General features: G+C 69.1%; 21 protein-coding genes and 1 pseudogene. 12 read left to right on the forward strand and 10 right to left on the reverse strand.

Annotated elements, in window-relative coordinates:
• Positions 1-78: 78 nt before the first annotated feature.
• The 3 genes from A5705_RS23935 to A5705_RS23945 are packed head-to-tail and all read left to right on the forward strand — an operon-like array spanning position 79 to position 3,250.
• Positions 79-1,041, forward strand: coding sequence for an alpha/beta fold hydrolase (locus A5705_RS23935; RefSeq protein WP_067871800.1), 963 nt, complete (start codon positions 79-81; stop codon positions 1,039-1,041).
• Positions 1,035-2,231, forward strand: a complete 1,197-nt coding sequence (locus A5705_RS23940) for an LLM class flavin-dependent oxidoreductase (RefSeq protein ID WP_067871803.1) — start codon at positions 1,035-1,037, stop codon at positions 2,229-2,231. Before A5705_RS23935 ends, A5705_RS23940 begins: the two co-directional genes overlap by 7 nt.
• Positions 2,231-3,250, forward strand: a complete 1,020-nt coding sequence (locus A5705_RS23945) for a zinc-binding dehydrogenase (protein WP_068280413.1) — start codon at positions 2,231-2,233, stop codon at positions 3,248-3,250. Before A5705_RS23940 ends, A5705_RS23945 begins: the two co-directional genes overlap by 1 nt.
• On the opposite strand, the gene A5705_RS23950 is transcribed toward A5705_RS23945, so the two are convergent.
• The 3 genes from A5705_RS23950 to A5705_RS23960 all read right to left on the reverse strand — a co-directional run bounded on the left by A5705_RS23950 (position 3,247) and on the right by A5705_RS23960 (position 4,203).
• Positions 3,247-3,531 carry a WXG100 family type VII secretion target gene (locus A5705_RS23950; RefSeq protein ID WP_067871809.1) on the reverse strand — a complete coding sequence of 95 codons (285 nt, stop codon included), beginning with the start codon at positions 3,529-3,531 and terminating at the stop codon, positions 3,247-3,249. The two genes, A5705_RS23945 and A5705_RS23950, sit on opposite strands and share 4 nt — an antisense overlap.
• 29 nt (positions 3,532-3,560) lie before the next feature.
• Positions 3,561-3,857: a WXG100 family type VII secretion target gene (locus A5705_RS23955; protein ID WP_067871812.1), complete on the reverse strand. Its 297-nt coding sequence runs from the start codon at positions 3,855-3,857 to the stop codon at positions 3,561-3,563.
• 76 nt (positions 3,858-3,933) lie between these two features.
• Entirely contained in the window at positions 3,934-4,203 is a 270-nt protein-coding gene (locus A5705_RS23960) for a hypothetical protein (protein WP_067871815.1), read from the reverse strand.
• 111 nt (positions 4,204-4,314) lie between these two features.
• Between A5705_RS23960 and A5705_RS23965 the strand changes: the two genes are divergently transcribed.
• Both A5705_RS23965 and A5705_RS23970 read left to right on the forward strand, forming a co-directional pair.
• Positions 4,315-4,668, forward strand: a complete 354-nt coding sequence (locus A5705_RS23965; RefSeq protein ID WP_067871818.1) for a hypothetical protein — start codon at positions 4,315-4,317, stop codon at positions 4,666-4,668.
• Between the two features lie 123 nt (positions 4,669-4,791).
• Positions 4,792-5,571: a cutinase family protein gene (locus tag A5705_RS23970; RefSeq protein ID WP_082956663.1), complete on the forward strand. Its 780-nt coding sequence runs from the start codon at positions 4,792-4,794 to the stop codon at positions 5,569-5,571.
• Positions 5,572-5,647: 76 nt separating this feature from the next.
• On the opposite strand, the gene A5705_RS23975 is transcribed toward A5705_RS23970, so the two are convergent.
• Positions 5,648-5,971 (reverse strand): hypothetical protein, encoded by a 324-nt coding sequence (locus tag A5705_RS23975; protein ID WP_067871821.1) that lies wholly within the window; start codon positions 5,969-5,971, stop codon positions 5,648-5,650.
• Positions 5,972-6,360: 389 nt separating this feature from the next.
• Between A5705_RS23975 and A5705_RS23980 the strand changes: the two genes are divergently transcribed.
• Positions 6,361-7,095 (forward strand): SIMPL domain-containing protein, encoded by a 735-nt coding sequence (locus A5705_RS23980; RefSeq protein ID WP_067871824.1) that lies wholly within the window; start codon positions 6,361-6,363, stop codon positions 7,093-7,095.
• Between the two features lie 10 nt (positions 7,096-7,105).
• Here A5705_RS23980 and hpt read toward each other — a convergent pair whose 3' ends face one another.
• From hpt to dacB, 4 genes are read right to left on the reverse strand one after another with little or no spacing between them, the layout of a single operon-like run.
• Complete coding sequence (gene hpt / locus A5705_RS23985) at positions 7,106-7,717, reverse strand: hypoxanthine phosphoribosyltransferase (protein ID WP_067871827.1); 612 nt, start codon at positions 7,715-7,717, stop codon at positions 7,106-7,108.
• A gap of 43 nt (positions 7,718-7,760) precedes the next feature.
• Positions 7,761-8,720, reverse strand: a complete 960-nt coding sequence (gene tilS / locus A5705_RS23990) for a tRNA lysidine(34) synthetase TilS (protein ID WP_067871830.1) — start codon at positions 8,718-8,720, stop codon at positions 7,761-7,763.
• Positions 8,699-9,763, reverse strand: coding sequence for a zinc-dependent metalloprotease (locus tag A5705_RS23995; RefSeq protein ID WP_067871833.1), 1,065 nt, complete (start codon positions 9,761-9,763; stop codon positions 8,699-8,701). The genes tilS and A5705_RS23995 overlap by 22 nt, the downstream gene beginning before the upstream one ends.
• Positions 9,760-11,145, reverse strand: coding sequence for a D-alanyl-D-alanine carboxypeptidase/D-alanyl-D-alanine-endopeptidase (dacB, locus tag A5705_RS24000; RefSeq protein ID WP_156738197.1), 1,386 nt, complete (start codon positions 11,143-11,145; stop codon positions 9,760-9,762). The genes A5705_RS23995 and dacB overlap by 4 nt, the downstream gene beginning before the upstream one ends.
• 115 nt (positions 11,146-11,260) lie before the next feature.
• Between dacB and A5705_RS24005 the strand changes: the two genes are divergently transcribed.
• Together A5705_RS24005 and A5705_RS24010 are read left to right on the forward strand one after the other, a co-directional pair.
• The gene (locus tag A5705_RS24005) at positions 11,261-11,749 is read left to right on the forward strand and encodes an inorganic diphosphatase (protein WP_067871839.1); all 489 of its coding nucleotides are present in this window, start codon (positions 11,261-11,263) and stop codon (positions 11,747-11,749) included.
• A gap of 62 nt (positions 11,750-11,811) precedes the next feature.
• On the forward strand, positions 11,812-12,495 hold the full coding sequence (locus tag A5705_RS24010) for a hypothetical protein (protein WP_067871842.1): 684 nt from the start codon (positions 11,812-11,814) through the stop codon (positions 12,493-12,495).
• Here A5705_RS24010 and A5705_RS24015 read toward each other — a convergent pair.
• Positions 12,492-13,568, reverse strand: coding sequence for a DUF475 domain-containing protein (locus tag A5705_RS24015; RefSeq protein ID WP_067871845.1), 1,077 nt, complete (start codon positions 13,566-13,568; stop codon positions 12,492-12,494). The genes A5705_RS24010 and A5705_RS24015 overlap by 4 nt on opposite strands.
• Before the next feature lie 90 nt (positions 13,569-13,658).
• Between A5705_RS24015 and A5705_RS24020 the strand changes: the two genes are divergently transcribed.
• The 3 genes from A5705_RS24020 to A5705_RS24030 are packed head-to-tail and all read left to right on the forward strand — an operon-like array spanning position 13,659 to position 16,002.
• Positions 13,659-14,927 (forward strand): hypothetical protein, encoded by a 1,269-nt coding sequence (locus tag A5705_RS24020; protein ID WP_067871848.1) that lies wholly within the window; start codon positions 13,659-13,661, stop codon positions 14,925-14,927.
• Positions 14,928-14,950: 23 nt separating this feature from the next.
• Positions 14,951-15,655 carry a glycosyltransferase family 2 protein gene (locus A5705_RS24025; RefSeq protein ID WP_067871854.1) on the forward strand — a complete coding sequence of 235 codons (705 nt, stop codon included), beginning with the start codon at positions 14,951-14,953 and terminating at the stop codon, positions 15,653-15,655.
• Entirely contained in the window at positions 15,652-16,002 is a 351-nt protein-coding gene (locus A5705_RS24030) for a DUF2304 domain-containing protein (RefSeq protein ID WP_067871856.1), read from the forward strand. Before A5705_RS24025 ends, A5705_RS24030 begins: the two co-directional genes overlap by 4 nt.
• Positions 16,003-16,191: 189 nt before the next feature.
• On the opposite strand, the gene A5705_RS24035 is transcribed toward A5705_RS24030, so the two are convergent.
• Entirely contained in the window at positions 16,192-17,136 is a 945-nt protein-coding gene (locus A5705_RS24035) for an NAD-dependent epimerase/dehydratase family protein (RefSeq protein WP_067871860.1), read from the reverse strand.
• On the opposite strand from A5705_RS24035, the pseudogene A5705_RS24040 reads away from it, so the two are divergent.
• Positions 17,102-18,244, forward strand: a pseudogene (locus A5705_RS24040) (hypothetical protein); the annotation flags it as partial. The gene A5705_RS24035 and the pseudogene A5705_RS24040 sit on opposite strands and share 35 nt — an antisense overlap.

Raw genomic sequence — 18,244 nt, forward strand, 5'->3', positions numbered from 1 at the left:
GGACCCGGCACGACGGAATGTCAATTTCCAGTCGGGCACACCCTTCTCAGCCCGGGGTCGTTGTGCTTTGGTGAGACCGTGCCCTCCTCAACCGAACGGTTAGTAGATACCAACGGCGTAAAACTCCGGGTGACCGAAGCGGGTGACCGCGGCGCGCCCGTGGTGGTCCTGGCCCATGGCTTCCCCGAACTGGCCTATTCATGGCGCCACCAGATACCCGTCTTGGCGGAGGCCGGCTATCACGTGCTGGCGCCCGACCAGCGCGGCTACGGCGGCTCGTCACGCCCGGACGCGATCGAGGCCTACAACATTCACGAATTGACCGCCGACATCGTCGGTCTGCTCGACGACGCCGGCGCCGAGCGGGCCGTCTGGGTCGGTCACGACTGGGGCGCGCCGGTGGCGTGGCACGCGCCGCTGCTGCACCCCGACCGGGTCGCGGCCGTCGCCGCGCTGAGCGTGCCGGCGCTGCCGCGCTCGCATGTGGCGCCGACGAAGGCGTGGCGCAAGCTATTCGGCGAGAACTTCTTTTACATCCTGTATTTCCAGGAGCCGGGTGTCGCCGACGCCGAGCTCAATGCCGACCCCGCCCGGACCATGCGCCGGATGATGGGCGGCTTAACGGGTCCCGGCCCGGACGCGATGCTGAAGATGGCCACTCCCGGCCCGGAAGGTTTCATCGATCGGCTTCCCGAACCCGAGGGGCTGCCGGACTGGATCAGCCAGGAGGAGCTCGACCACTACATCGCCGAGTTTTCCCGCACCGGGTTCACCGGCGGCCTCAACTGGTACCGCAATTTCGACCGCAACTGGGAGACCACCGCCGAGCTCGAGGGCGCGAAAATCGCCGTGCCCTGCCTGTTTATCGCCGGGACCGGCGATCCGGTGCTGTCGTTCACCAGTCGCGACCGTGTTTCGGAGGTGATCTCCGGGCCGTACCGCGAGGTGATGATCGACGGCGCGGGACATTGGCTGCAGCAGGAACGGCCCGACGAGGTGAACGCGGCACTGCTGGAGTTCCTCAAAGGAGTGGAATGGTGACGGGTGCGCCGCTGCGTTTCGGAGTCTTCATCACGCCATTCCATCCCGTCGGCCAATCCCCCACGGTCGCACTGGAATACGACATGGAGCGGGTCGTAGCGCTGGACCGGCTCGGTTTCGACGAAGCCTGGTTCGGCGAACACCACTCCGGAGGCTACGAGCTGATCGCCTGCCCGGAGGTGTTCATCGCGGCCGCGGCGGAGCGGACGAAGCACATCCGGCTGGGCACCGGCGTGGTGTCGCTGCCCTACCACCATCCGCTGATGGTGGCCGACCGGTGGGTGCTGCTGGACCACCTGACCCGCGGGCGGGTCATGTTCGGCACCGGCCCGGGCGCTCTGCCGTCGGACGCCTACATGATGGGCATCGATCCGATCGAGCAGCGGCGGATGATGCAGGAATCCCTCGAGGCGATCCTCGCGCTGTTCCGCGCCGCGCCGACGGAGCGGATTGACCGTCACTCCGACTGGTTCACGCTGCGCGACGCCCAGTTGCACATCCGCCCCTACACGTGGCCCTATCCCGAAATCGCCACCGCGGCAATGATTTCCCCATCCGGCCCGCGGCTGGCCGGCGCGCTGGGCACGTCGCTGCTGTCGCTGTCGATGTCGGTCCCGGGCGGCTACGCGGCCCTGGAAAACACCTGGGAGGTGGTGCGCGAGCAGGCCGCCAAGGTCGGCCGCGACGAGCCGGCCCGCGCCGACTGGCGCGTGCTGAGCATCATGCACATCGCGGACAGCCGCGAGCAGGCGATCGACGACTGCACCTACGGCCTGCAGGATTTCGCCAATTATTTCGGCGCGGCCGGCTTCGTGCCGCTGTCCAACGCGGTAGACGGTGAGGCGCAGACGCCGCAAGAATTCGTCGCGGATTATGCGGCCAAGGGCAATTGCTGCATCGGCACGCCCGACGACGCGATCGCGCACATCGAGGACCTGCTGGAACGGTCGGGCGGATTCGGAACGCTGCTGATGCTCGGGCACGACTGGGCCTCGCCCGAGGCGACCTATCACTGCTATGAGCTGTTCGCCCGCAAGGTGATTCCCTATTTCAAGGGACAGCTCGAGGCGTCGCGTTCCTCGCACGACTGGGCCCGGGGCAAACGCGACCAGCTGATCGGGCGCGCTGGTGAGGCGGTCGTCAAGGCCATCACCGAGCACGTCGACGAGCAGAAAGGCGTGGGAAGCTGATGCGGGCAGCGGTGTTGCGCGACGGCCGGATGGTGTACCGCGACGACGTCCCCGAGCCGGTGCCCGGCCCCGGCCAGGTGTTGGTCGGCGTGCGGGCGTGCGGAATCTGCGGCTCCGATTTGCATTTCGCCGCCCACGGCGACGAGGTGGTGGAGATGACCGCTCAGGTCGCCGCCGGCGCCGGGGGCATGGGTGTCGACCTGAACAGCGACGTGTTCATGGGACACGAGTTCAGCGCCGAGGTGCTGGAGGCCGGGCCTGACACCGAAACCCATCCGCCGGGAACCATGGTGACCTCGCTTCCGGTGTTGCTCTCCGCCAAAGGCGTCGAGCCGATCGTCTACAGCAACAGCACGATCGGCGGCTACGCCGAGCGGATGCTGCTGTCGGCCCCGCTGCTGCTGCCCATTCCCAACGGCCTGGACATCAAGCATGCCGCGCTGACCGAGCCAATGGCGGTGGGCTTGCACGCCGTCAACAAGTCCGGCATCGCCCCGGGCGAGACCGCCCTGGTGCTCGGCTGCGGGCCGATCGGCATCGCGATCATCGCGGCGCTGCGCGCGCGAGGCGTCGAAAGCATTGTCGCGTCGGACTTTTCGCCAAAGCGCCGCGAGCTGGCCACCGCGATGGGCGCGCACCAGACGGTGGATGCGGCCCAGGGCTCGCCGTTCGACACGGTCAAACCGGCGGTGGTGTTCGAGGCCGTCGGGGTGCCGGGAATCATCGACGACGTGCTGCGGCGGGCGCGGCCGGGCACCCGCCTGGTGGTCGCGGGCGTGTGCATGCAACCCGACACGGTGCACCCCTTCTTCGCGATCGCCAAGGAGATCAGCGTGCAATTCGTCCTCGCCTACAACCCCGAGGAGTTCGGGGATTCGCTGCGCGCGCTGGCCGAGGGCGAGATCGACGTCACCCCGCTGATCACCGGAGAGGTCGGACTCGAGGGGGTCGGCCAGGCCTTCGACGACCTGGCCGACCCCGAGCGGCACTGCAAGATTCTCGTCACGCCTTTGCGCTAGGCCCAGTTCGACCCCACCGCGCTGTCGGTGCCGGCCATGTTGCTGCCGGCGGTCTGCACCTGCTGCCCGTGGGCGTTGGCCTGCTCGTAGATCACCTGAAAGTTGCGGCCCAGCTCGGTGACGAACTGCTGACAGGCCGTCGATCCGGCACCGCCCCAGAAGTCGCCGGCGGCAAGCACATCCCGAACGATGGCCTGGCGCTCGGCTTCCAGCGACGCGGCCTGGGCGCGGATGGTGGCCCCGTGGGCGTCGACGTCGCCGAATTGGTAGTTGATCGTCATGTGAAAAGTCTCCTGTCCTGATCGGTTGGCTAGCTGCTCAGGACCCGCTGGGAGGCCTGCTCTTGCTGCGCGTAGTTGTTGGAGTCGCGAACCAGGCCGTCGCGCACGCTGTGCAGCATGCCGACGATGTTGCGGAAGGCCTGATTCATCTGGCCCATCGTGTCCAGAGAGGTCGCCTCGGCGGCCCCGCTCCAGCCCGCACCGGAAATATTCTGCGACGACGCCCACATCTTGCGGGCCTCGTCCTCGACAGACTGCGCGTGGACCTCGAAGCGCCCAGCCATGTCGCGCATCGCGTGCGGGTCGGTCATGAATCGTGCGGTCATTGTCCTGTCTCCTTCGAAAAGATTGGGTTAGTTGTTGATTGGTCACCGGTAGTCGCGGAAGCGTCTCCTCCTTCCGTCATCCGACCGCGCGCGGCAACACGCTCATCCGGGGAAGTTCTGCGGCGCCGGCCGCGCGCGTCTCCATGCCGGCGACCGTGGTGGCCGGGACACCCCGCGAGCCCAGCAGCGGCGCGCTCGCGGGGGCGCCGCCCGTCGTTGCGACGTCGGCGGTTGCCGCGGCCGGAACCGCGGCCGGCGTCCACGCCGACGGCACCGACAGGCCGCCAACCGAGGCGGCCTGGCCGGCGGCCGCCGTCGGCATCAGGCGTGCGGGCGCGGCGGGCATATAAAATATGAAGTCTTGTCTAGTTATATGTTTAATTTTCTTTTATTCTGCTAGCTACTCGCAGATCAAGAGCTTTTGACCATGTTTTTGCATCGGGTTACTCTGGGAGGCATGCCGAGAACGAACGCCGCCGGCTGGGGGCTGAAGCGCCTGCTCGAAGCGACGCTGAACCGGGACATCACCGTCGAACAGCTCCGCGACGCGTGTGGTGTCACCAAGGGCCGCTGGTACGGCGGGGTCGGCCGTGCGAACGCCGATGACTTCCCGGACGCCGAGGAGGCCAGGCGCGCGGCTCACGCGTTCGGACTCAGCGCCACGTGGCTGCAGGTCGAATTGGGACTCATCACCCTTGACGACGTGCGCGAGGCCCTGGACGAGTCGCAGTCCCTCGACCCGTTCCGGATGACCACCCGCCAGCGGGTGCTGCAGATCCCGAACCCCCCGACGGATGCGCCGCGCGACTAGCTCACCGGCGGGGCGAGGCGTCGGCGCTTTGCTGCGGCGGGGCCTAACCCCGGGTGTGCCCAGAGTCGCTAGGCGCTGGAAAATGCCCGGTTTAGAAACGCCATGCGCGGGCACCTCTGCGGCATGATTGCGCGTCCCCTCCTTCGTTTCTTTGCCCCCGCAGTAGTTGTGACCTCGAGCCTTGGCGCCTCCGTTCTGGCGCCCTCCATCCCGTGGGCCTCCGCTCAGCCGTGTCCGGATGTTCAGGTGGTGTTCGCCCGCGGAACTGATGACCCTCCCGGTGTCGGCCCGACCGGTCAGGCATTCATCGATTCGCTACGCCCACGGATTGGCGCGAAGTCGCTCGACGTATATCCGGTCAACTATCCCGCCACCCACCAGTGGACGAGCGCCGGCGAGGACGGCATCAGGGACGCGGGCGCGCATGTCGTCTCGACGGCGCAGGACTGCCCGAACACCAAGATGGTGCTGGGCGGCTACTCTCAAGGCGCGGCCGTGATGGGCTTCGTCACCTCGGCGGCCGTGCCCAATGGCATCGATCCTGCGACCGTCCCCAAACCGATGGACCCCGAGGTGGCCAACCACGTGTCCTCGGTAGTGCTCTTCTCGATGCCGAGCGACAGGGCGATGAACTTCTTCGGCGAGCCGCCGGTGGTGATCGGTCCGCTCTATCAGACCAAGACCATCCAGGTGTGCGCCCCCGAGGACCCGATCTGCTCCGACGGGATGAACTTCGCGGCCCACGACACGTACGCGACCAACGCGGCAATGATCGACAAAGGCGCGGCGTTCGCGGCCGGTCGGCTCGCCGGAGGCACTGGCGGGCCCACGGGTGGGACGCCGGGCACGCCGACTACCGTCGTCGGGTCTCCGTCTCCAGCCGCCGACTTCGGTAGCCGGTAATCTCCCGAGGCGAGGGAAGTTCCCGCGGGATCGCCACTACCACAAGCGAATCCCGCGCAGCGGCGGTGATCCTCGGCTATTGCCAGTCTCGAGGGAGATCGGCCGCGTGGCCGGGACACACATCCTGAGTGGCCGCCCGCAGGGTGTGCGCCGCCTCGAGCGGCGGCATCTCGGTGGACAGCACCACGAATGCGTACTCGGACGGATACGACGAGTAGCCGTTGCGCATCGCGTCGGCGTGGTCGTCCATCAGCGCGCATGCCTGCCGCTCGTGGTTGGTGTCGGCGTGGGCGGTACCGAAGCCGAACCACGCGGCCAGGCCGACCAGCGCCGCGGTCGTGATGACCCTGATCGCATGGCCGCCGAAATACTGGCGCGTGTGTAATTGCTGGGGGGACATATGAAGCTGTACCCACGCAGGGCGATACTAAACCGCCGAAATCCCATTCATGCTGTCGGACTTTGGTTTTCGAATGCGTCAATTAATCCGGGCCGGACGACACGAGGCCGGTCGCTGACACCCGAAATATTTGCGGAACAACCCATTCGGGCGTCACGGCACAAGTCCTACCGGGCACTCGCGCGGGCCGCAAAGCGGCGCGGTAGGCCAAGCCGCGGCGGCCTCACCCTCCAGGCTCCAATCCTCCCAGTTCGATGAAAGGCGTTCCGCCGCAACATGATCGACGTCGGATGCGGATGAGGTCGCCGCAATGCGCCCTGGGCTGGGCGGGCCGATCCTCTTCTGGAGAACCGCCGATCGGGCACGCCCACAGGCGCTAGGGTCCAGAGATGCCGATCGCACCGAACGCCCCGAGGTTGGTCCGCAGGTCGATTGCCCTGGCCGCGGCCGGCTTGGCCGTCGCCGCCCTGGCGGCCTGCGTCAAGCACAACTCGGCTCCGCCAGGCGCGAATCCCCGCCAGGTGACCGTCGTCGGCTCGGGTCAGGTCCAGGGCGTCCCCGACACTCTGACCGCCGAGGCCGGCATCGAGTTCACCGCACCCGACGTCACCGCCGCCATGAACCAGACCAACGATCGCCAGCAAGCGGTGATCAACGCACTGGTGGGAGCGGGCCTGGATCGCAAAGACATCAGCACCACCACCGTCACCCTGGAGCCTCAGTACAGCACCGGCACCGCGACGATCACCGGCTACCGCGCCACCAACGCGATTCGGGTGAAGATCCACCCGACCGACGCCGCCTCGCGGATGCTGGCTCTCATCGTCGGCACCGGCGGCGACGCGACGCGGATCAGCTCGGTCAGCTACTCCATCGCCGACGACTCGCAGCTGGTCAAGGATGCCCGCGCGCGTGCCTTCAACGACGCCAAGGCCCGCGCCGACCAGTACGCCCAGTTGTCCGGCCTGAGTCTGGGCAGGGTGCTCTCCATTTCGGAAGCCTCCGGCAACGCGCCCGTACCCGGCGGGCCGCCTGCGCCGCCCCGCGCTATGGCCGCGGTCCCGCTCGAGCCCGGACAGCAGACGGTGAGCTTCTCGGTCACCGCGGTCTGGGAGCTGAACTAGACGGTCCCGCCTACTCCTCGTAGACCCGGGGATCCAGCGTTCCGATGTAGGACAGGTCGCGGTAGCGCTCGTCGTAATCCAGGCCGTAGCCCACGACGAAGTCGTTCGGAATGTCGAAGCCCACGTAGGCGATCTCGACCTTGGCGCGCACCGCGTCGGGCTTGCGAAGCAGCGTGCACACCCGCAGCGAGCGCGGGCGCCGGCTCTTCAGGTTGCGCAGCAACCACGACAGCGTCAGTCCGGAATCGACGACGTCCTCGACGATCAGCACATCGCGGTCGTTGATATCGCGGTCCAGGTCCTTGAGGATCCGCACCACGCCCGACGACGATGTCGAGGACCCGTACGAGCTCACCGCCATGAATTCGAACTGGGTCGGCACCGGGATCGCACGAGCCAGGTCGGTGACGAAGATCACCGCGCCCTTGAGCACGGTGATCAGCAGCAGATCCTGGCCGGTTTCGCTGGCGATGCCGCGGTAGTGGTTGCCGATCTCCTCGCCGAGTTCGGCGATGCGGGCCTGGATCTGCTCCGCCGTGAGCAGCACCGACTTGATATCCCCGGGATACAGCTCTGCGGGCTGCGCGGGGGTGATCGGCGGTGACGTCTGGGCCACGACCACAGAGTGCCACGCCGGCGCCCGAATAACCAACGGCAGCCCCGATTTACACAGGCTCGCGCCACAATGTGAGTACGCCGTCCCGCCGCCCCGCGATCAATCGCTCGGCCCGCAGCGACGAGCCCACCGCCACCCCGCCCTGCCCGCGCCAATCCGTGATCAGGGTGTCGACGCCGCGGATCTGCTTGTCGGTCAACGCGGTCGCTCCCCCGGCCAGCAGCCAGCCGCGGATCACCCGCCGCCGCACGGGGCCGGGCAATGCGGCGAGGGCCCGCGGCTGCAGCCCCGCGCCCGCCCGCACCTCGGGCAGCGCCTGCGCGGCGAGCGTGTCGATCAGCTCGCCGTCCTCGCGCAACGCGGTCGCGGTGCGCGCCAACGCCTCCGCCACGCCGCCACCCAGCACGTCCTCCAGCAGCGGCAGCACCTCCAGGCGCAGCCGGGTGCGGGTGAAGCGGCGGTCGCTGTTGTGCGGGTCCTGCCAGGCGGTCAGACCCAGCTCCGAGCACGCGGCGTGCGTGGTGGAACGCCGCACCCCCAACAACGGCCGACACCACGGCGGGTCATGCGGGCGCATCCCGGCGATCGAGCGCACGCCCGAGCCGCGGCCCAGGCCCAGCAGCACCGTCTCCGCCTGGTCGTCGAGCGTGTGGGCCAACAGCACCGGCCCGTCCCAGGCCGCACGCAACGCGGCGTAGCGGGCGGCGCGCGCCGCCGCCTCCAGGCCGCCGTCCCTGCCCACCTGGACGCAAAGGACCTGCGCGGCAACGCATCCCAGGTCCAGCGCCTGCTCGCACGCGGCGGCGGCGACGGCGGACGAGTCGGCCTGCAGGCCGTGATCGACGATCAGGGCGGTGGTGGGCCGAAACCGGGCCGCAACGGCGGTCAGCGCCAGCGAGTCCGGGCCGCCGGACAGCGCCACGCACCACTGCTTCTCGGCGGGCAGGTAGGTGTTGGCGAACGCCTCGACAGCCGTGCGCAGCCGCCCTACAGCACCCTGTCGATCCATCGCTGGGGGTCTTCGATCTCGGCGGGCAACGGCAACGTTTCGGGGCCGGACCAGACGGTGTTGAACCGCTGCATCCCGACCTTGCCCACCACGTGGTCGACGAACGCCTTGCCGCGGGTGTACTGGCTGAGCTTGGCGTCCAGCCCGAGCAGCGCGCGCAGCAGGCGCTGCAGCGGCGGTTGCTTGCGGTGGCGGCGCTCGTCGAACCGGGCCCGGATGGTGGCGACCGAGGGCACCACGACCGGCCCGACGGCGTCCATCACGTGGTCGGCGTGGCCCTCCAGCAGCGTGCCGAGGACCAGCAGCTGGTCCAGGGCCTTGCGTTGGGACTCGGACTGCACGGCGCGCACCAGCCCGATGATTCCCGGCGGGCCCCCGTCGGAGGCGACCGCCCCGGTGCCACGGCTGCGCACGAACTCGGCGAGTCGGGCCGCCACCTGGCCGATGTCCTCCCCCGCGTCCTGCGTCAGCAGCCCCAACGCCTCCGACATGTAACCGGACAACCAGGGGTTGGCGGTGAACTGCACCCGATGCGTCACCTCGTGCAGGCACACCCACAACCGGAAATCGGAAGGCTCGACCCGAAGCTGGCGCTCGACGGCGATGACGTTCGGGTAGACCAGCAGCAGGCTTCCTCCGTTCGTAGCCTCCCGGCCCCTGGCGAACGGGTCGTACTGGCCGAGGATCCCCGACGACACGAACGCCAGCACGGCCCCGGTCTGCGCACCGGTGATGCGGCCGGTGAGAAACCCTCGCGGCTTCTCGCTGCCGTTGGTCATCACCCGCATCGACTCGGCCGCCGCGCCGATCCACTGCGAGCGATCGACGATGCGGGCGGGCGGCACCGCACCGGCGGTGGCCAGGCCCGTGACCTCGCGCACCGGCGGTTCGGCCTTGGCGGCCGCGCTGGTCAGTTCCTCGATGGCCCGGCGGCGGGTGTAGTCGCTGGACGCCGGACCCGGCCGGGCCAGCCGCTGCCCGACCGTCGCCGCGAATCGCCAGTCGACGGCGGTACCGAGCGTCAGGCTGGACGAGGCCGTCATGCGCACCCGCAGAACCAGAGCTTGGTGGCCAGCGCGTCCATCGCGTTACGGCCGTTCGGGCCCGCGTCGTTGGACAGGAACGCGAAGGTCAGGACCCGTCCGCTGCGGTCGGTGAGCACCCCGACCAGCGAGTTGACGGCGGTCAACGAGCCTGTCTTGGCGCGCAGCCAGCCGGCGGGACCGCGATCGGTGGCCGGATCGAGGAACCGGTCGCCCAGCGTCCCGCTGCCGCCGGCGATCGGCAGCAGATCCAGCAGCGCCCGCAGCGCCGGCTGGTCGGGCCCGGCGGCCGCCTGCACCACGCCGTCCAGCGTCTTGGCCGTCAACCGGTCGTCGACCGAAAGCCCGCTGGAATCCAGCAGCGCCGCACCGGCGGTCTCGACGTGCGCGGTGCTCAACCGGTTGGTCACCGCGTCGACCGCACCGGCGAAGCTCTGCGGCCGGTTGATGGCGGCCGCCACCTCCCGCGCGATGCATTCGGCCAGCACGTTGTCGGAGTGGTCCATCATCTCGGACAGTCGCTGAATCAACGGCGCCGACTGCACCACGGCCAGCTGCCGCGCCCCGGACGGCGCGGACCCGATCGTGACCGCGGCCGGATCCAGGCCGAGCCCCTTGGCCAGCTCCCGGCCGGCGTCCAGCGCCGGTGTCCTGGACCGCCGCGAGTTGACCGTGGTCGGCTGGATGCGGCCCGCGTCGATCATCACCGACTCGATCGGCGCGATGTCGCCGTTGTCGACGTCGGCCGGATCCCAGCCCTGCGCCATCGTCGGTCCGCTGAACGCCGAGGTGTCGACCTGCACGGCCGTCGGGCTCACGCCGCTGCGCCGGACCTGCTCGACCAGGTCGCTGATGCGCGCCGAACCCCGGTACCAGGTGTCCACCCCCGGCGGCGCCGCCGACAGCGCCGGATCGCCGGCGCCCACCAGCACGATCGGCCCCTGGGGGTTCGGGCTGCCGGCGACCACCCGGGTGCTGATCCGGGCCTGGCGGTCCAGCGTCAGCAACGCCGCGGCGGCCGTCAGGACCTTGTTCGTCGACGCCGGCACCAGGGGCAGGTCGCCGGCCACCTGCCAGAGCTCCTTGCCGGTCAGGGCGTCGGTGATGCGGCCGCCCAGCCGGCCCAGGTTGGGGTCGGCCGCGACGGGCCCGAGCGCCGCGGTCACCCCGCCGGGGCTGGGTGTCTCGGCGGTGTCAGCAACCGCAACCATCCCCGGCTTCACCGTCGGCGGGCGCGGGGGCGGGACCGGAACGTGCGCCGCCCCGGCGCCGTGCCCGCCCGTGGTGAAAAACGTCGCCGCCGCCACCACCGCGGCGACGAACGCCAGCACGGCCAGCCCGATGAACACCTGCGTGGATTTCCGCCAGCGAGTAGGACCCATCACTCTCCTGACTGTTTGGACCCATTCTGCCGAATCCGCCGAAACACGCTCGACTAGGGTGATGCGCGGCGCCAACTGACCTACCCGGAACCACCCTCGTGAAGGAGCCCGCGCGGTGCAATTCGACGTGACCATCGAAATTCCGAAAGGCAGTCGTAACAAGTACGAGGTCGATCACGAGACGGGCCGGGTGCGGCTGGACCGCTACCTCTACACCTCGATGGCCTACCCGACGGACTACGGGTTCATCGAGGACACCCTCGGTGAGGACGGCGACCCGCTGGACGCGCTGGTGCTACTGCAGGACCCGCTGTTTCCCGGCGTGCTGGTGGAGGTGCGACCGGTCGGAATGTTCCAGATGGTCGACGAGGCCGGCGGCGACGACAAGGTGCTGTGCGTTCCGGCCGGCGACCACCGCTGGGACCACATCCAGGACATCGGCGATGTTCCGGAACACCAGCTGCATGTGATCAAGCACTTCTTCACGGAATACAAGGCGCTGGAGCCGGGCAAGTTCGTCAAGACGGCCGACTGGGTCGGCCGCGCCGAGGCCGAAGCCGAGGTGCAGCGTTCGGTCGAGCGGTTCAAGGCCCAGGGGCACTGACGCTCACGCTTTCCGCGTAAGCGCACGCCGCGACGCGGTGGCATCCTGGCGGTGTGACCCCGATGTGGCATTTCGCCTCCAATTTCTGGTGGCTGATCTTTCCGCTGGGCGGCTCGATCGGCGCGGGCATCAGGGCGGTCGCGGCCGCCAACGAGCGCCGGGCCGAACGCCGCCTGGAGCGTTACCGGCTGAAGCAACAGGCCAAGATCGCGGCGGCCGAGGCGGCCGCGCGCGCCCGGAACAACGACGAGGTGTCGCGCCGCGAGCTCATCAAACTGCTTGCGGCGCACGATCGTACGGACGCCCGGTGGTTCGACTACGAAGTCGACATCGCCAAATTGCTGGACTTCCCGATGATGACGGACATGCGGGCTCCGCTGACGGTCGACTTTCACCGGGCCAAGGCGCGCGCGGACCTGCTGCGGCCCGAACGCGCCGAGGACCTGGTCGGGGACCGGAGCGCGCAGGTGGAATACCGCGAGGCAGTCCACGAGTACATCAGCGCGTTCGAAATCGCCGAGGCCGAGGCCATCCGCCGTCGCCGCAGCGACTTCTCGGAGGACGACCAGCAGCGGCTGGCGCGCGCGCAGAACCTGCTGCACCTGGCGCAGGACGAGGCGGCCACCCGCGAGGAACGGCAGAACGCCTACGCACGGGCCAGGAAGGAACTCGACGGGCTCATCGTGCTGCCGGCGCCGTCCCGGGCCGCCATCGAGCGGCGCATCGCCGGTCAGATCGAGGCCTAGTTCGAGGCCGCCTCGGCATCGCGCCGATTGCGCAGCACGCTCCAGCCCAACGCCGCCCCGATGAAGACCACGCCCACCGAGGCGGTGATCGCCTCGGGGACCTGAAATCGCGGGTTGATCGAGAACAACATGATCACGGCGAGCACGCCGATCGCCCAGTGCGCGCCGTGTTCCAGGTAGACGTAGCGGTCCAGCGCTTCCTGCTGGACCAGGTAGATGGTGATCGACCGGACAAACATCGAACCGATCAATCCCAGACCCAGCGCGATGACGATCGGGTCCGAGGTGATCGCGAAAGCGCCGGTCACCCCGTCGAACGAGAAGGCGGCGTCGAGCACCTCGAGATAAACGAACAGGCTCAGGCCGGCCTTACCGACCGCCGCACCCGCCGACGCGGCCTGGAGGTCCGGTGGCCGGAAAGCGCGGCTCAAACCGTTCACGACCAGGTAGGTCACCAGGCCCAGCAGCCCCGCGGTCAGCACCGTCTCACTCTCGTCGCCGGAGTGCGTCAACAGCGTCCCGGCGAGCACCAGCGCGACGAGGGCCACCGCCACCGAGACCTGGCCGAGCCGCCCGACGCGGGCGAACGGGACCTCAATCCATTTGAGCCACTTGATGTCTCTGTCGTAAACGATGAAGTCCAGGAAGAGCATCAAAAGGAACGTCCCGCCGAACGCCGCGATCTGCGGATGGGCGGCGAGGATGAGCTTCTCATAACTGGGCGAGCCGTCCGGAAATTCCAGCGCACCGTGCGGCGGCGGATGCAATGCCAACTCGAACGCGCGCACCGGATCGAGGCCCGCGGTCGCCCAAACGATGAGTAGCGGAAAGAGCAATCGCATACCGAAGACCGCGACCAAAATCCCGACCGTCAGGAACATCTGCTGCCAAAACCGGCTCATCCGCTTCAAGATCGCGGCGTTGATGATCGCGTTGTCGAACGACAGCGACACCTCGAGAACGGCCAGCACCAGCAACAGAAAGAGGTCTTCGAGCCCGCCGTGCGCGTACCCGACGGCGAGGGCCGCAACGGTGACTAACAGCGAAATCCCGAAGATGCGGAACGCGGCCATGGATCCTTCCCGACAGCCGCCCACACTAGCGAACCGGCTCGGCGGCGGGGTCCGTCGGTTCCGGGCACTTACTATTTTCAAATTGTGGCGATGCCCGAAGTCGGAGGTACCCAGGCCCCGAGGGGGCCGGTCGCGCGGGGCAGCGTGGCCCGGGTCGGCACCGCCACCGCACTGACCGCGCTGTGCGGCTATGCGGTGATCTATCTGGCCGCGCGTGACCTGGCGCCGCGCGGCTTCTCGATCTTCGGGGTGTTCTGGGGCGCGTTCGGGCTGGTGACCGGCGCCGCCAACGGCCTGTTGCAGGAGACCACCAGGGAGGTTCGCTCCGCGAGCTACCTCGGGGACATCGGGGCGGCGCCGGTCGGGCGCACCCATCCGCTGCGCGTCGCCGCCATGGTCGGTGTGGTCGCGGCCGTCGCCATCGCCGGCAGCTCGCCGCTATGGAGCGGGCGGGTGTTCGTCGAGGCGCGCTGGTTGTCGGTGGCGCTGCTCAGCGTGGGGCTGGCCGGCTTCTGCCTGCATGCCACCCTGCTGGGGATGCTGGCCGGAAGCAATCACTGGACCACCTATGGGGCGCTGATGGTGACCGATGCGGTCATCCGGGTGGCGGTCGCCGCGGCGACGTTCGTGATCGGCTGGGGCCTGGCCGGGTTCCTGTGGGCGACGGTGGCGGGCGCGACGGCGTGGCTGATCATGCTGGCGGCCTCGCCCACGGCGCGCGAAGCGGCGCGGCTGCTGACACCGGGTGGCACCGCGACCTTCCTGCGCGGCGCGGCCCACTCGATCACCGCGGCCGGCGCGAGCGCGATCCTGGTGATGGGCTTTCCGGTCCTGCTGAAGCTGACCAGTGCCGACCTGGGCGCCGAGGGTGGCGTGATCATCCTGGCCGTGACGTTGACCCGCGCGCCGCTGCTGGTGCCGCTGACCGCCATGCAGGGCAACCTGATCGCTCATTTCGTCGACGAGCGCAGCGACCGGCTGCGGGCGCTGCTCGCGCCGGCCGGGATCATCGGCGGCATCGGGGCGGTCGGGGTGCTGGCGGCGGGCGTCGTCGGGCCCTGGTTGCTGCGGACCTTCTTCGGGCCGCAATACTTGGCCGGCAGCGCGCTGCTCGCGTGGCTGACGGCGGCCGCCCTCGCGATCGCGATGCTGACGCTGACCGGTGCCGCCACTGTGGCCGCGGCGCTGCATCGCGCCTACGCGTCGGGGTGGGTCGGCGCGACGGTGGCGTCGGGGCTGCTGCTGCTGTTGCCGCTGCCGCTGCAGACGCGCACCGTGGTCGGCCTGCTGTGCGGGCCGCTGGTGGGAATCGGCGTCCACCTGGCCGCGCTGGCGCGCGCCGGGCGCCTAACCGGCTGATCCTGGCTAACCTATGGGCGTAGATGGTTACTGAATCCCAATACTCCGGCGTGTGGATCGTGATTCCCGCCTTCAACGAGGCCGCGGTCATCGGCGAGGTGATCGCCGACGTGCGCTCGGTCTTCGACCACGTCGTCTGCGTGGACGACGGCAGCACCGACGGCACCGGTGAAATCGCCCGGCGGGCCGGGGCCCATCTGGTGCGCCATCCCGTCAACCTGGGCCAGGGCGCGGCCATCCAGACCGGCGTCGAGTACGCCCGCAAGCAGCCCGGGGCGCGGGTTTTCGCCACGTTCGACGCCGATGGCCAGCACCGCGTCAAGGACGTGGCCGCGATGATCGACCGGCTCGGCGCGGGCGACGTCGACGTCGTCATCGGCACCCGTTTCGGCACGCGCGAGGGGGGCAGCCGGCCGCCGTTCTTCAAGCGCATCGTGCTGCGGACCGCGGCGCGGCTCAGCCGCCGCGGTCGCCGACTCGGCTTGACCGACACCAACAATGGGCTGCGCGTGTTCAACAAGAAGGTGGCCGACGGGCTCGACATCACCATGAGCGGCATGAGCCACGCCAACGAGTTCGTCTCGCTGATCGCCGAAAACCATTGGCGCGTGGCCGAACAACCGGTCGAGGTGCTGTACACCGAGTACTCGAAGTCCAAGGGGCAGCCCCTGCTCAACGGCGTCAACATCATCTTCGACGGATTCCTGCGAGGAAGGCTTCCCAGATGAACTGGATCCAGGTATTGCTGATCGGGTCGATCGTCGCGCTGCTGTTCTATCTGCTGCGGTCGCGCCGCAACTCACGGTCGAAGGCCTGGGTCAAGGTCGGGTACGTCGTCTTCGTGCTCGGCGGCATCTACGCCGTGCTCCGGCCCGACGACACCACGGTGGTGGCGCACTGGTTCGGGGTGCGGCGCGGCACCGACCTGATGCTCTACGCGCTGATCATGGCGTTCTGCTTCACCACACTGAGCACCTACATGCGGTTCAAGGACCTGGAGTTGCGCTACGCGCGGCTGGCCCGAGCGGTCGCGTTGGAGGGCGCGCAGGAACCCGAGCAGTCGTCGAGCGTGTGATCAGGCCGTCGTTCCGCGTGTACTGGCGGCTTTGCGTGTGAAGCCACGGCGGGATGTCGGCGAATTCCCCGCCGTCGGTTCAGACTCAAAGCCACGAATGCACACTCAAACCGCAACGACCGCCCCGCGGCTAGCTGCTCTCCCAGCAGCCACCGAACGCGTAACCAGGGCGAAAAATCCGCGGCATTGTCAACCGGTGTGTGTACCGCGGAAGTACTCGACCGTGCGACGCACACCCTCGTCGAGCCGAACCTGCGGGCGCCAGCCCAAAACCCTTGCCGCCAAACCGATGTCGAGGCAGGACCGTCTCAGGTCGCCGAGGCGATCCGGATGAAACTCAGGGTCGTCGGGCCCACCGACGGCCGCGGCCACCGCCGAATGCAGTTGGCGGTCCGAGGTTTCGATCCCGGTTCCGACGTTGAAACGCTGCCCGGCGCCGGCGTCCCCGGCGGCCTTGACGAAGGCGTCCACCACGTCGTCGACGTACACGTAGTCGCGGGTCTTGCCGCCGTTGCCGAAAACCTTGGTGGGCTTGCCCGACAGCAGCGCCTGCGCGAAGATCGCCACCACGCCGGCCTCGCCGTGCGGGTCCTGCCGGGGGCCGTACACGTTGGCGGGCGCGATGTGCGAACAGTCCAGGCCGTACAGGTGGCGGAACGTGTTCAGGTAGATCTCGCCGGCCACCTTGCCCGCGGCGTACGGCGACGCCGGATCCGTCGGCACCGTCTCGGGGGTCGGGTACACGGGCGGCGTGCCGTAGATCGATCCCCCCGAGGAGGTGTGCACGATCTTGCGCACCCCGGTCTGGCGCGCCGCTTCGGCCAGGCGAATGGTGCCGATGACGTTCACCGACGCATCGAACTGCGGGTCGGCCACCGAGTGCCGCACATCGATCTGCGCGGCCAGGTGAAACACCACCTCCGGGCGGTGCTCGTCGAGGATCGCCTGCATGTCGGCGGTGACGATGTCGGCCTCGACGAAGCCGTAGGCCGGGTGGTCGGCCAGATGCTCGAGGTTGGTCGCGCGGCCAGTGGCGAAATTATCCAGCCCCACCACCGCGTGACCGTCGGCCAGCAGGCGGTCGACTAGCGTCGAGCCGATGAATCCGGCTGCCCCGGTGACGAGTGCGCGCACCGGCCCACCATACCGGCGGGCCGCGCGCGCGAGCGGCCTACCTCGCGTGGCGCTGGTCGCCGCCGCGCTGATCCTCGTTCAGCTGGGCGTCCGTGCGGTGCTGGCGTTCGGCGGCTATTTCTACTGGGACGACCTGATCCTGGTCGGCAAGGCCGGCACCGAGGGCCTGCTGTCGGCGCCGTACCTGTTCGACGACCACGACGGCCACGTGATGCCGGCCGCGTTCCTGCTCGCCGGGGGCATCACCCGGCTGGCCCCGCTCGTCTGGACGTGGCCGGCGGTCAGCCTGCTGGCGCTGCAGGCGCTGGCCTCGCTGGCCCTGTTGCGCGCGCTGTACGTCATCCTCGGCCGGCGGTGGGTGCTGCTGATCCCGTTGACGTTCGCGCTGTTCACCCCGCTGGGCGTGCCGGGCTTTGCGTGGTGGGCGGCCGCGCTGAACTCGCTGCCCATGCTGGCGGCGCTGGCGTGGGTGTGCGCCGACGCGATCCTGCTGCTCCGCACGGGGAATCGGCGCTACGCCCTGACCGGCGCGCTGGTGTACTTCGGGGGCCTGCTGTTCTTCGAGAAGGCGGCCGTGATCCCATTCGTCGCCTTCGCCGTGGCCGCGCTGCTGTCCCACGTGCACGGTGACCGGTCCGCGCTGCGAACGGTGTGGCGGGCCGGCATGCGGTTGTGGATCCCGTCGCTGACGTTGACCGTCGCCTGGCTGGCGGTTTACCTCGCCGTCGTCAACCAGCGGCGGTGGAGTTTCGACCTGGCGATGACGGGCGATCTGGTGTGGCGATCGATCACCCACGGCATCGTGCCGGGCCTGGCCGGCGGGCCGTGGCACTGGGACCGGTGGGCGCCCGCCTCGCCGTGGGCCACGCCCCCGCCGCTCGCGATGGCGCTCGGCTGGCTTGCTCTGATCGGCACGGTTGCCGTGTCGCTGTTGCGCAAGCAACGCATCGGCCCGGTGTGGCTGACCGCCGCCGGTTACGCCATCGCCTGCCAGGTGCCGATCTATCTGATGCGGTCGTCGAAGCAGACCGCCCTGGAGCTCGCTCAGACCCTGCGCTATCTGCCGGACCTGGTCGTCGTGCTGGCGCTGCTGGCGGCCGTCGCGCTC

Source organism: Mycobacterium sp. E787 (genome assembly GCF_001668725.1).
Taxonomy (GTDB): domain Bacteria; phylum Actinomycetota; class Actinomycetes; order Mycobacteriales; family Mycobacteriaceae; genus Mycobacterium.

Bases quoted from the DNA above. Each gene is read 5' to 3' on its own strand.
- A5705_RS23940 (WP_067871803.1), top strand. From the start codon at position 1,035: ATGGTGACGGGTGCGCCGCTGCGTTTCGGAGTCTTCATCACGCCATTC.
- A5705_RS23945 (WP_068280413.1), top strand. From the start codon at position 2,231: ATGCGGGCAGCGGTGTTGCGCGACGGCCGGATGGTGTACCGCGACGAC.
- A5705_RS23950 (WP_067871809.1), bottom strand. From the start codon at position 3,531: ATGACGATCAACTACCAATTCGGCGACGTCGACGCCCACGGGGCCACC.
- A5705_RS23955 (WP_067871812.1), bottom strand. From the start codon at position 3,857: ATGACCGCACGATTCATGACCGACCCGCACGCGATGCGCGACATGGCT.
- A5705_RS23960 (WP_067871815.1), bottom strand. From the start codon at position 4,203: ATGCCCGCCGCGCCCGCACGCCTGATGCCGACGGCGGCCGCCGGCCAG.
- A5705_RS23965 (WP_067871818.1), top strand. From the start codon at position 4,315: ATGCCGAGAACGAACGCCGCCGGCTGGGGGCTGAAGCGCCTGCTCGAA.
- A5705_RS23970 (WP_082956663.1), top strand. From the start codon at position 4,792: ATGATTGCGCGTCCCCTCCTTCGTTTCTTTGCCCCCGCAGTAGTTGTG.
- A5705_RS23975 (WP_067871821.1), bottom strand. From the start codon at position 5,971: ATGTCCCCCCAGCAATTACACACGCGCCAGTATTTCGGCGGCCATGCG.
- A5705_RS23980 (WP_067871824.1), top strand. From the start codon at position 6,361: ATGCCGATCGCACCGAACGCCCCGAGGTTGGTCCGCAGGTCGATTGCC.
- tilS (WP_067871830.1), bottom strand. From the start codon at position 8,720: ATGGATCGACAGGGTGCTGTAGGGCGGCTGCGCACGGCTGTCGAGGCG.
- A5705_RS23995 (WP_067871833.1), bottom strand. From the start codon at position 9,763: ATGACGGCCTCGTCCAGCCTGACGCTCGGTACCGCCGTCGACTGGCGA.
- dacB (WP_156738197.1), bottom strand. From the start codon at position 11,145: ATGGGTCCTACTCGCTGGCGGAAATCCACGCAGGTGTTCATCGGGCTG.
- A5705_RS24010 (WP_067871842.1), top strand. From the start codon at position 11,812: ATGTGGCATTTCGCCTCCAATTTCTGGTGGCTGATCTTTCCGCTGGGC.
- A5705_RS24015 (WP_067871845.1), bottom strand. From the start codon at position 13,568: ATGGCCGCGTTCCGCATCTTCGGGATTTCGCTGTTAGTCACCGTTGCG.
- A5705_RS24020 (WP_067871848.1), top strand. From the start codon at position 13,659: ATGCCCGAAGTCGGAGGTACCCAGGCCCCGAGGGGGCCGGTCGCGCGG.
- A5705_RS24025 (WP_067871854.1), top strand. From the start codon at position 14,951: ATGGTTACTGAATCCCAATACTCCGGCGTGTGGATCGTGATTCCCGCC.
- A5705_RS24030 (WP_067871856.1), top strand. From the start codon at position 15,652: ATGAACTGGATCCAGGTATTGCTGATCGGGTCGATCGTCGCGCTGCTG.